At 61.4% G+C, this 12385-nt stretch carries 7 protein-coding genes and 1 pseudogene; 1 reads left to right on the top strand and 7 read right to left on the bottom strand.

All coding sequences use genetic code 11. From position 1 onward, the window contains the following. Positions 1-422 precede the first annotated feature (422 nt). Together A9D60_RS21875 and A9D60_RS21880 are read right to left on the bottom strand one after the other, a co-directional pair. On the bottom strand, positions 423-1148 hold the full coding sequence (locus A9D60_RS21875) for an NAD(P)-binding domain-containing protein (protein WP_065269557.1): 726 nt from the start codon (positions 1146-1148) through the stop codon (positions 423-425). Position 1149: 1 nt separating this feature from the next. Next, a pseudogene (locus A9D60_RS21880) lies at positions 1150-3195 on the bottom strand (oxidoreductase). A gap of 130 nt (positions 3196-3325) precedes the next feature. Here A9D60_RS21880 and A9D60_RS21885 point away from each other — a divergent pair. Then, positions 3326-3940, top strand: coding sequence for a TetR/AcrR family transcriptional regulator (locus A9D60_RS21885; protein WP_065269558.1), 615 nt, complete (start codon positions 3326-3328; stop codon positions 3938-3940). Between the two features lie 182 nt (positions 3941-4122). Here A9D60_RS21885 and fdhF read toward each other — a convergent pair whose 3' ends face one another. From fdhF to A9D60_RS21910, 5 genes are all read right to left on the bottom strand, one after another. Next, positions 4123-6897, bottom strand: a complete 2775-nt coding sequence (gene fdhF / locus A9D60_RS21890; protein ID WP_065269559.1) for a formate dehydrogenase subunit alpha — start codon at positions 6895-6897, stop codon at positions 4123-4125. A gap of 3 nt (positions 6898-6900) precedes the next feature. Beyond that, positions 6901-8589: an NAD(P)H-dependent oxidoreductase subunit E gene (locus tag A9D60_RS21895; protein ID WP_065269560.1), complete on the bottom strand. Its 1689-nt coding sequence runs from the start codon at positions 8587-8589 to the stop codon at positions 6901-6903. A gap of 93 nt (positions 8590-8682) precedes the next feature. Then, the gene (locus A9D60_RS21900) at positions 8683-9594 is read right to left on the bottom strand and encodes a LysR family transcriptional regulator (protein ID WP_065269561.1); all 912 of its coding nucleotides are present in this window, start codon (positions 9592-9594) and stop codon (positions 8683-8685) included. A 52-nt stretch (positions 9595-9646) separates the two neighbouring features. Continuing rightward, on the bottom strand, positions 9647-10099 hold the full coding sequence (locus A9D60_RS21905) for a winged helix DNA-binding protein (protein WP_254656768.1): 453 nt from the start codon (positions 10097-10099) through the stop codon (positions 9647-9649). A gap of 405 nt (positions 10100-10504) precedes the next feature. Next, a partial coding sequence (locus A9D60_RS21910; protein ID WP_175393012.1) for a Hint domain-containing protein occupies positions 10505-12385 on the bottom strand: 1881 nt, incomplete at its 5' end.

The raw sequence follows: 12385 nt of genomic DNA on the forward strand, positions 1-12385 counted from the left end.
ACCCAAACCAGAACCCTCAAATCAGCAATCCGCCCCACTTACCCACAAACCAGGCAAACATATCCACAGACTCAACAACCGGAATCGCTAAACCCAGCCCCGGCCCGGAATCAAAATGACCGCCAATAAGCACACCCCCCTGGGCACCAGGAAACCCAAACCAGAACCCTCAAATCAGCAATCCGCCCCACTTACCCACAAACCAGGCAAACATATCCACAGACTCAACAACCGGAATCGCTAAACCCAGCCCCGGCCCGGAATCAAAATGACCGCCAATAAGCACACCCCCCTGGGCACCAGGAACAGATCCTACGGACTAAGTCCGGCTGGGCGTTCCGGGTGATGTCGGGTTTTTGGACCGCTTAAGCACTGGCAAGCGCAGGGCCAGAAAAAGAAGGGCGCTCAGCCGAACAAGCCGTTCAGCCTTCAAGTTTGTCCAGCCCCTCTGCGAGGTCTTCACGCATCCCGGCTTCTTCCATGTAAAGCCGCAGCCGCTGATTAAACCCGCCGGGCGTGTTCAGCGCTTCGATCAGCTCCGAACAGCCTGACACCTGCAGGCTGGTGGACAGCAGCATTCGCAGGAAAGCTTCTCCTTGCGCGGGATCGGCAACCCGCTGCCCAAGCCAGTCAGCCGCGTCCCCAACCAGCCGCGCCGCCGGCGATAACACTGCCTGCGCCGCCAGATAGGCCTTCAGCTCCGCACCGTCCTCAAGCACAAAGACCAGGTTGTCCGGCTCAAAGATCCGGCCAAGCAGTTCAGTGTCGCCAAGAGGCATAATTGGAGACCCGCCCTGCGCAATACCAGGGAAAGGCATCATGACGGCAGCAGCTCTGGCCGGTGCAGCCCAGCCGGAGACCTGATCCAGATCCGCCCCCGCCATGAAGGAGATCACTTGCTGATCGTCACGGAAAGCCAGGCTGCTCAAAATGTCCTCGGCGGTTTCCGCCATCAAGCCAAGGAACACCACATCGCTGGCGTCGATCACTTCCTGGTTGCTTGCCACTGCCACCTCATCGTACGCCTCAGCAAGCGCGGAGGAATGGCTGGCGCTGCGTTCCGATACCGTGATCTGATGCCCCTTGCCAGCCAAGCCGCGCACGACAGCGGAAGCAATGGTTCCGCACCCCAAGAATCCCAAACGCATATCAGATCTCCTTCACCAGCCGCAGCGCATCAAAAATCGCCGCGTGAGTGTTGCGTGCAGAAACCGCATCGCCGATGCGGAACAGCTGGAACCGGCCCTCTGGATTGGAGCGGATCGTTTGCGGCCCACCGGCAATCAGCGCATTCTGGTCCACTTCACCGTGGTTGAGCGATGCGTTCTTGAGCGCGAAATAGAGATCGTCGAGCGGCAGGGTTCCATAGTTCAGGACAATTTGGTCATACTCCGCCTGATAGCTGTGTCCGCTGTAATCGGTGCCGATGGACGCCGTCAGCCTGTTGCCGCTGCGGGTCACCCCCTGGAGGCGGCGGGCAACCGTGAACGCTACAACCCTGTCCTGCAGCGCCCGCATGTATGGAACCAGGTTCATTCCCATGATGTCGGGGGCAAAGGTCCGGTCGGGGGTCATCACCTCTACTTTTGCGCCCGAGTTGGCCGCCGCTTCTGCTGCCATCAGACCCGGGTGGTCGCCGCTCTCGTCATAAATCAGCACATGCCCCGTCGGCTTAACATCGCCGGAGATGATGTCCCAGCTGGACACCGCGTGGGGAAGGTCGCTGACGGTTTCATGCAGCATCATGCAGGGAATACCTCCGGTCGCCACGATGACGACGTCCGGATCAAGCGCAATCACATCATCGGCCTCAGCCTAGGTATTGAAGCGGAACGCCACGTCCCGGGCCGCGCATTGCGCCATGCGCCAGTCAATGATGCCGATCATCTCTGCCCGGCGAGGGTTCTGCGCAGTCAAACGCACCTGACCGCCCGGCTCCGCCGCGGCCTCAAACACGGTAACGTCATGGCCGCGCTCGGCGGCTACCCGCGCGGCTTCCAGCCCTCCCGGGCCTGCGCCGACAATGACCACTTTCTTGCGCGTCTCAGCCGGGGTGATCTGGTGCGGCATCGTGAGTTCGCGCCCGGTGGCTGCATTGTGGATGCACAGCGCCTCCCCCGCCTGATAGATCCGGTCCAGGCAATAGGTGGCACCGACGCAAGGACGGATGTCATCTTCTCGCCCCTCCATGATTTTCTTCACGATATGCGGGTCGGCCATATGGGCGCGGGTCATGCCCACCATATCCAGGAGACCGCTGGCAACCGCATGGCGCGCAGTGGCCACATCCGGAATGCGTGCGGCGTGGAAGGTCGGCATGCCAGTTGCCTTCTTTACTTCTCCGGCAAAATCCAGATGCGGCGCTGACTTCATACCCTGCACCGGGATCACATCGGTCATGGCCGGGTCGGTGTGGATGCGGCCACGGATCACGTTAAGGAAGTCCACCATGCCGCTGTCCGCCAACCGCTTGGAGATTTCCAGCCCTTCTTCCGGAGTGATCCCGCCCTTTTCCACCTCATCTGCCGTGTAGCGCAGGCCCACGATAAACTCACCGCCGACCCGGTTCCGCACCGCTTGCAGCACATCCATCGGAAACTTCATCCGGCTGTCCAGCGTCTGGCCGCCATATGGCCCGTCCAGATCGTTAGTCAGCGGCGACCAAAACTGATCCAGAAGGTGACCGTAGACCTGCAGTTCGATCCCGTCCATACCGCCCTCCTTCATCCGCTCCGCCGCATCGGCGAAGTCGGAGATGATGCGGGTGATATCCCAATCCTCTGCCAGTTTCGGGAACGAGCGGTGGGCAGGCTCGCGGTGGCGTGAGGAACTGACGGAGGGCAGCCAATCACCCTTATTCCAGCCGGTCCGGCGGCCCAAGTGCGTGAGCTGGATCATTACCGCCGCGCCGTGCTCATGCACCTGATCGGTCAGGTTACGGATCCAGGGAACCACCTCATCCTTGTAGGCGAGGATATTGTTGAACACCGGCGGGCTGTCGCGGCTGACCGCAGCAGACCCGGCGGTCATCGTCAATGCCACCCCCGCCTTAGCCCGCTCCGCGTGATAGGCGGTATAACGCTCCTTGGGCATGCCATCCTCCGGATAGGCGGGCTCATGGCTGGTGGTCGTGATCCGGTTGCGAAGCGTCAGAGGCTTAAGCTGGTAGGGCTGCAGCAGAGGATCCTTGGACATGGGGGGTCTCCTGGCACGATGTCATGGCTTGGCGGCGAGTCTCCCGCCCATCCTGACACATATGTCGACAAAACTTTCATACCTGTCAAGAAAAGTTGCGCCTGCCCTGCCCCGCTGTTATGGCTGACGCATGGACACACAGGACATTTCCCGCCCTCGGCTCAGCGAAGAAGACTGGCTGGAAGCCGCTTATGAGGTGCTGACTGAAAGCGGAGTGGAAGCGGTGAAGGTGATGCCGCTGGCCAAGCGGCTTGGCGTATCTCGCACCAGTTTCTACTGGCACTTTAAAGACCGCGAGGAGTTGCTGGAAGCGATGGTGCGGCGCTGGGAGGAACGGAATACCGGCAATCTGGTGGCCCGCACCGAGGCCTATGCGGAGAGCGTTGCAGAGGCGATGTTCAACCTGTTCGACTGCTGGATCGACCCGGAACTTTTTGACGCCCGGCTGGACCTCGCCATCCGCAACTGGGCACGCAACGACAGCAGCCTGCAGGAAAGGCTGGACCTGGCCGACGCCCGCCGGGAGCAAGCCTTGACCAAAATGTTCGTGCGCTTCGGCTATCCGAAGGCGGACGCGCTGATCAGGGCCCGGGCGATGATTTACACCCAGATTGGCTATATCTCGATGCAGGTGCACGAAAGCACGGAATACCGGATTTCACTTATGCCCGGCTGGATCAAAGTCTTCACCGGCACCAGCCCCGAGCAGCGGGAACTTGACCGCTTCCTTGCCCGGCACCGATAGGGGCAGGCCGCTGAACTTTCTTTGAAATGCGCGACGCGGGTCGCTTCAGGCAAGGCCCAAAGCGAAACAGCTCGGCACCACTTGTGTCCAAGCATCCAGGACCCGCAAGGCGTCACCACAAGAAACGGGCGCGGAACCTTTGGGTCCGCGCCCGCTCAATTTTCTCAAGCAGATCTGCCGGATTACTCGGCTGCGATCTGCCCTTCGATCTTCTCGACCTTCACCGCCGAGAATTTGAACTCAGGGATCTTGCCGTAGGGGTCCAACGCCGGGTTGGTCAGAATGTTGGCCGCCGCCTCCACATAGGCAAACGGCACAAACACCATATCCTCGGCAATTGCCCGGTCGGCGCGCGCCATGATCTCAATCGAGCCGCGGCGGGTCGAAAGGCGGATCATCTCGCCCGGCTCAATGCCCATCAGCTTGAGCGTGCGCGGGTTGAGCGAGCAGTTCGCCTCCGGCTCCACCGCATCCAGAACCTTGGAGCGGCGAGTCATTGACCCGGTGTGCCAATGCTCCAGTTGACGGCCGGTGGTCATGATCATCGGGTAATCCGCATCCGGTGCTTCATCCGGCGGGATCACCGATGCCGGGGTAAAGCGGGCGCGGCCCTCGGGGCGCGGGAAGCCGTCACCGAACACAATCGCCTGACCGGGGTCGGTCTCATGCAGCGACGGGTAGGTGATGGTCTCGGTCTCCAGACGCTCCCAGGTGATGTTGTTCAGGGACTTCATGTTCAGTTTCATCTCGGCAAAGACTTCGCTGACATCCTTGTAGTCCCACGGCAGGCCGATGCGCTGCGCAAGCTCGACAGTCACCTGCCAATCCTCGCGCGCTTCACCCGGAGGCGCCACCGCGGGGCGCACCCGCTGCACCTGACGGTTGGTGTTGGACACGGTGCCGTTCTTTTCATAAAGCGCCGAGGCCGGCAGGATGATGTCGGCATAGTTCGCCGTCTCGGTCAGGAAGATATCCTGAACGATCATCAGCTCCAGCTTGGCAAAGGCGTCGCGGGCATGGTCCGCATCCGGGTCCGACATCGCCGGGTTTTCACCCTGGATGTACATGCCCTTGATGTTACCGGCATAGGCCTCGTCCACGATCTCGGTCACGGTCAGGCCCTTCTCGTTCGAGAAGTCGCCGCCGCCCCAGACATCGGTGAAGCTCTTGCGGACATCATCCGAGGTCACGGTCTGATAGTCCGGCAGGAACATCGGGATCAGGCCTGCGTCGGAGGCGCCCTGCACGTTGTTCTGGCCGCGCAGCGGGTGCAGGCCGGCGCCCGGCTTGCCCACATTGCCCGTCATCAGCGCCAGCGAGATCAGGCAGCGCGAGTTGTCGGTGCCATGAATGTGCTGGGAGACGCCCATGCCCCAGAAGATCAGGCCGGCCTTGCCGCCCGCAAAGATGCGGGCCACGCTGCGCAGTTGCTCAGGCGAGACGCCGCAGATTTCCGACATCTTCTCAGGCGTGAACTGCGCCAGATGCTGTTTTTCCGCTTCCCAGTTTTCGGTGTATTTGTCGATGTACTCCTGGTCGTACAGGCCTTCCTCGACAATCACGCTCATGATCGCGTTCAGCATCGACACGTCAGCGCCGGGGCGGAACTGCACCATCTCAGTCGCGAACCGGCGCAGGCCGACGCCGCGCGGATCCATCACAATGAGCTTGCCGCCGCGCTTGGTGAACTGCTTGAAGTAGGTCGCAGCCACCGGGTGGTTCTCGATCGGGTTAGAGCCGATCACAATCGCAACATCCGCGTTTTCAATCTCGTTGAAAGTTGCGGTCACAGCGCCGGAGCCGACGTTTTCGATCAGCGCCGCAACCGAGGACGCGTGGCACAGGCGGGTGCAGTGGTCGACGTTGTTGTGCTTAAAGCCCTGGCGAATGAACTTCTGGAAGAGATAGGCCTCTTCATTGGTGCATTTCGCCGAGCCGAAGCCCGCGACCGATTTCGGGTTTTCATCCCGCAGCTTGATCAGGCCCTTGGCGGCCAGATCCATCGCCTCTTCCCAGGATGCTTCGCGGAAATGGGTCGACAGGTTGCCGGGATCGACGTTCAGGCCCTTGGCCGGCGCGTCGTCGCGGCGGATCAGCGGCTTGGTCAGGCGGTGCGGGTGGTGGATGTAATCAAAGCCAAAGCGGCCCTTAACGCACAGGCGGCCTTCGTTTGCCGGGCCGTTGATACCCTCGACATGCTTGACCTTGCCGTCCTTGACCTTGAGCGAGACCTTGCAGCCGACGCCGCAGAACGGGCAGACGCTTTCGGTTTCAGAATCATAGTCTTTGCTGTCGCCGACCTGGTTTTCGTCCAGCACGGTTGCGGGCATCAGCGCGCCGGTCGGGCAGGCCTGCACACACTCGCCGCAAGCGACACAGGTGGACTGGCCCATCGGGTCGGCAATGTCGAAGGTCGGATAAGCATCGTGGCCGCGGCCGGCCATGCCGATCACGTCGTTCACCTGCACTTCACGGCAGGCGCGCACGCACAGGCCGCAGGAGATACAGGCGTCCAGGTTCACCTTCATGGCGACGTGGCTGTCGTCCAGCAGCGGGATGCGGCCTTCTTCCAGTTTCGGGAAACGGGATTCCGTCACGCCGTTCAGCTCTGCCATGTCCCACATGTGGGAGGACTTGTCGTGCGCCTCTTCCTTCTTGGGCTGGTCGGCCACCAGCAGTTCCATCACCATCTTGCGGGCGTTTTCGGCGCGCGCGTTGTTGGTGGTGACGACCATGCCCTCTGCGGGTTCGCGGATACAGGAGGCGGCTAGCGTGCGCTCGCCTTCGATCTCCACCATGCAGGCACGGCAGTTGCCGTCCGGACGGTAACCCGGCTGCGGCTTGTGGCACAGGTGCGGGATTTTCAGCCCGCGGCCGTTGGCGACTTCCCAGATGGTCAGGCCCTTGTCCGCCGTGACCTGTTCGCCATCGAGTGTGAATGTGACTTTATCGCTCATGGCTCAGACCTCATCCGGAAAATGTTTCATGGTCAGGCGGATCGGGTTCGGCGCAGCCTGGCCGAGGCCGCAGATCGAGGCATCGACCATTGCGGTGCTCAGCTCTTCCAAGAGGCCCTGATCCCACTTCTTCTCGCTCATCAGCTTGACGGCTTTTTCACAGCCCACCCGGCAGGGAGTGCACTGGCCGCAGCTTTCGTCTTCGAAGAAGCGCAGCATGTTCAGCGCCGCGTCGCGGGCGGAGTCCTGATCGGACAGGACCACCACGGCAGCGGAACCGATGAAGGTGCCATGCGGCTGCAGCGTGTCGAAGTCCAAGGGCACTTCATTCATCGACGCAGGCAGCAGGCCCGAGGAGGGGCCGCCCGGCTGATAGGCCTTGAAGGCGTGTCCGTCCAGCATGCCGCCGCTGGCTTCGATGATGTCGGTGATGGTGGAACCGGCGGGCAGCAGGTGCACGCCCGGGTTCTTCACACGGCCCGACACCGAATAGCTGCGCAGACCCTTGCGGCCGTTCTTTTCAACCGAGTTCAGGCATTCCGGGCCTTCGCGATTGATCTTGCAGACCCAGTAGAGGGTCTCGACGTTGTGGACCAGGGTCGGGCGCCCGAAGACACCCACCTGCGCCACAAACGGCGGACGGTGGCGCGGCTCGCCGCGCTTGCCTTCGATCGATTCGATCATCGCGCTTTCTTCACCGCAGATATAGGCCCCTGCCCCGCGGCGCAGATCGATGTAACCCGCCTCGACGATGCCGGCGTCTTCCAGCGCCTTGATCTCGCGGCGCAGGATCTCCAGCACCGCCGGATATTCGTCGCGCATGTAGATGAAGGCTTTCTCGGCCTCGACCGCCCAGGACGCAATCAGCATGCCTTCCAGGAAGACGTGCGGGGTGCGCTCCAGGTAGTAACGGTCCTTGAATGTGCCGGGCTCGCCTTCGTCACCGTTCACGGCCAGATAGCGCGGGCCTTCGTTGGCACGCACAAAGCCCCATTTGGTGCCGGACGGAAAGCCAGCGCCGCCCAGGCCGCGCAGGCCGGCTTCTTTGACTTTCGCCTGAACCGCTTCCCAGTCGCCATTGGCACGCAGGTCTTTCAGCGTGGCATAGCCGCCTTCCGCTTCATAAGCAGCGAAGGTTTCATACTCGGGCACGTGTGCATGGGTGTCGTCTGCCGCAATCGCCGCTTCCACTTTCTCCACGGTCGCGTGGTCGATGTGGTTGTGGCCAATTTCCAGAACCGGGGCGGTGTCGCAGCGGCCCATGCAGGGCGCGCGCAGCACGCGGACCTGGGAAGCGTCCAGACCGTCTTCCAGTGCCTTCTGCAGCTGCTGGGCGCCTGCCAGTTCGCAGGACAGCGAGTCGCAGACCCGGATGGTCAGCGCCGGCGGCGGGGCCTCGCCTTCCTTCACCACATCAAAATGGGCGTAGAAGGTGGCGACCTCATAGATCTCTGCCTGACCGGTCCGCATTTCCTCGGCCAGCGCCCGGATATGCGCGGCGCTGAGGCAGCCGTATTTGTCCTGAATCAGGTGCAGGAACTCAATCAAGAGGTCACGGTTGCGCGGGCGGTCCCCCAGCAGGTCCTGAACCTCGCTCAGCGCAATGTCGTCGACCTGGCGGCCTTTGGGCGTCTTGCGGCCCTTGCCTTTGCCGGACTTCCATACGCCCTTGCTATCATCCAATGGTGCCATGGGATCCTCCAGTCAGCACGTCTTTCATTCAGCCAATGCCATCAAGAATGAATATCGTCAAATCTGGAAATTGGATTGCACGATCAGAAAATCTTATGACGCCATTTGCGGCATCCTATCGTCTACAAACGTCGCAACTACCTCTTTCAAAGCGCGCACAGTTGTGAGTTCCGGGGTCCGGTCCAGAGTCGCGATGCAGATCGGGCGCGCCTGCTCTGGCTCCACCAGTGCCAGAACCCGGGTGCCACCAAGCTCGCCCAGCGCCTGCATCAGCGCCCGCGGCAGGATGGTCGCAGCCGAGCCTTCCCGCGCCAGAACCATCGACGCCATGAAGCCGTTGGATTCGGAGACGATCTCCGGCTTCAGCCCCAGATCGGCAAAGATCCGGTCCAGAATCCGGCGGTTCTGCATCTGCTGATCAAGCAGGCTCAGCGGCAGGTCGGCAGCTTCCCCCCAGCTGATCGTATCGCCACGCTCCGCCACCATGTCTTCCGGCGCCAGCAGCACATAACTTTCCTCGTACAGAGGCTGCACCGTCACCAGTTCCCGGCCCATGCTGTCGGCATAGGTAATTCCGGCATCAATTGTACCATCATACAGCCGCTGCTGGATAGCCAGCGAGGTAGTAACCTCCACCTGCGCCAGAATCCGCGGATAGGCCTGATGCACCTGGTCCACCAGCTGCGCCGCCCAGGCGGTGGCCGTCGGAACCACCCCCAGAACCAGTGTGCCGCTCACTTCACCGCGGGTTGCGGCAATCTCCTGCTCCAGCGCCTTGGCATCGTCCAGAATAGACCGTGCCCGGCGCACGATCATCATGCCTTCTTCGGTGAGGCCCTGAAAACGGTTTGCCCGGCGCACGATGGAAAGGCCCAGCCGCTCTTCCAGGTTCCTGATCCGCATGGAGAACGCAGGCTGAGACATGCCGCAATCGGCGGCGGCCTTGGCGAAATGCTTGTGCCGTGCCAGCGCAGTCAGCAGCGTCAGGTCCTTGAGTTCGATCATAAAAGAACCTTAAGCCCGTCTTACCACTTGGCACAATGGAACAGTTAGCCGTTCAGTCCTGGTTAACGGGGTCGGCAGAAGTCCCCGCGGATCCGTAAAGCGCGGTCAGTTCCTCCAGAACCGCCAAGGCGCCTTGAAGCTGCACCATCATACCGGCATGATCAGCAAACGCTCCTGCGAGGAGGTTTTCGCGGGCAGCCCGCATCTCCGCGGCAGTCCGGCTGCCCTTCTCGGTGAGGCTGTAGGACACACCGGAGCGGCCCGCGCCCTGCTTCTGGGTCAGCCCGGCTGAGGCAAGTTTGCGCAAGGAATACTGGATATTAGGGATATCCACGCGATTGGTGATCCTGGCCATTTCCTTGATCGAGATTGCGCGGCCGCCTGCTGCGATCAAAAGCAGCAAGGTGACTTCAGCGCCTGACAGCGAGACGCCGCTCAACTGTTCGAAACAATCCACCTGCCAGCGGACAAGCCCCTCATGCGTCCGCTGCACCGCAATTTCCATGTCCCGCAACCTGTCAGAAGACTGCTGATCAATAGGGTCTGAAAACAAGGATTGGCTGACTGAATGATCCAATGAACAACTCCAAAATCTGCTGCCCAAACAGGCAAAATGGTGCGGATCAGAATGCCGGCGCCTTCAGCGCACCGTCCGGCCTCGATGCAAGGCACCTATGCGCCCCCTGCGGCAGGTCCGGCTCAATTCCGAAAATCCAATTCAAATACTCCGCAACATATCCGCTCAAATCGCCGAAACTTCAATACCCAGCCCGATCACACGGCAGAGCTGGCAGGCAAGAACAATATCAATGCGCCATCCGTTCAGATGGCGGGACTGAAACTCTTGCTTGCGGGAACGCCTGTCAGCCACCCGTTGGCAGCTTCCGGGTTCCAGAGTCTCTGAAAACATTCAAGACACGGGCAGGTTCCGCAAATCGCACCGCTTCATGGCATAGCGTGCAAGCCCGCCATAAGCCTTGCACACCTGACTCCTCGCGGTTGGCCCGGAAAGGCCGATAGCAGAGGTCAGACCAGGAAACAGCTCAAACAGCTCACGCCTGCCTTCGGTGTGCAATCCACGGACAGCCACCGGCCCCGGCCAGAAGGTTTCCGTTGCAATGCCTTCTGCAAAGATCACTTCGTGCTGCTCTGTCATCAGGTGCACATAGGTGACCGGCCCGCTTTCACCGGGCACCTGGACGCAGCTGGTGTCCAATTCTGCCAGAAGCTTGGCTGACAGGAAGCTCTCGTCAAACTGCCTGTCCCTGCCCAAAGCCTTGCGGCCAATCAGCAACCGGTGCTGCGGGGACACCAGCATCGGCCGCTCCGGACACAGCAGGCCGCCGGGGCGTAGCCGGTAGGGTCTTAGATGCGGACGCCGGGCCAGATCTGCCGGACTCAGGGTCCGGCTGCCGGTCCAAATCACCTGCTGATAGCCATTGTCGGCGGTCTGAAGCATATCGCCAACCCGTATCCGCCCGGCCGGAACCGAACCGCGCTGCGTCGCAATCAAGACATCAGGCGTAAAGCAGGGGATGCCGGCGGAATACATCTGCTGCGCAGTCGTCATCTGCGCCGGGGTTACCCCCTGCAGAACAAGCTTTTCACCGCTCGGGAAGGTGAGAAGGGCATTGCCGAGCCCGTCATCGCTGACAGAAACGTCCCAGGCCCGTACGGCACCGGCCGGTCCGGTGCCGCCTGTCAGGTCGGAGACGTCCAACTGGTCATTATAGAAGCCGTCGAGGTCATCATCAGCGATGCTGAAGTCGGTGATCGTATCAGTGCCGCCGCCACTGCTCAGGATCAATTCATCATAGCCAATGCCGCTGGTGATCGAGTCGTCACCGGCCCCTAAAGCCACGGTATCATCACCAGCACCCGCATCAATCACAGTACCGGCGCTGTCAGCAGAAGCGTCGACCACATCCGCCTGATCCGTCAGGTTGAGCGCCTCAATCTCCGAGAAGGTGATCGTGTCGGTACCGTCGGTGATGGTGCCGGCCTCATCTCCCGTGTAGGTGACGGTGACCCCTGTGGTAACACCGGACATGTCGACAGTGTCATAGTCATTCCCGGCCTCGCCGCCGGTCAGTGTGTCATTGCCAAACCCGTCCGACATTTCGAAGGTATCAGCGTCGGCTTCACCATGCATCAGGTCCGCCCCGCTGCCGCCGATCAACAGGTCGTCATCATTGCCGCCATACATCGTGTCGGCGCCGTCGCCGCCTTCCAGCGTGTCATTGCCATCCGTTGCAACAATGCTGTCGTCCCCGGCCCCGCCGACAAGACTGTCGTCGCCAGCCGAGTTTCTGAGAGTATCATTGCCAGCGCCGCCGATCAGCGTGTCATTACCCAGCCCCGTCGTCAGGCTGTCGTCGCCGTCGCCGCCTTCGATGTAGTCGTCACCATCGCCGCCAGAGATGGTATCCGCACCGAGACCGCCGATCAGGGTATCCGCCCCTGACCCGCCGTCCATCACATCGTCGCCGTCGCCGCCGTCCATGCTGTCGTTGCCGGCCTCGCCGTACATCAGGTCGGCATCGGCGCCACCTGCCATCACATCGTTATCATTGCCGCCGTACAACGTGTCGTTGCCATCGCCGCCTTCCAGCGTGTCATTGCCATCAGTCGCAATAATGCTGTCGTTGCCGGTACCACCAACCAGGCTGTCGTCACCCGCTGAGTTTTGCAGTGTATCGTCGCCCTCACCGCCGACCAGCGTGTCGTTACCCAGCCCGGTTGACAGGAAGTCGTTGCCTTCGCCGCCGTCAATATAGTCATTGCCATCACC

The organism is Leisingera sp. JC1 (assembly GCF_001679925.1).
Classification (GTDB): domain Bacteria; phylum Pseudomonadota; class Alphaproteobacteria; order Rhodobacterales; family Rhodobacteraceae; genus Leisingera.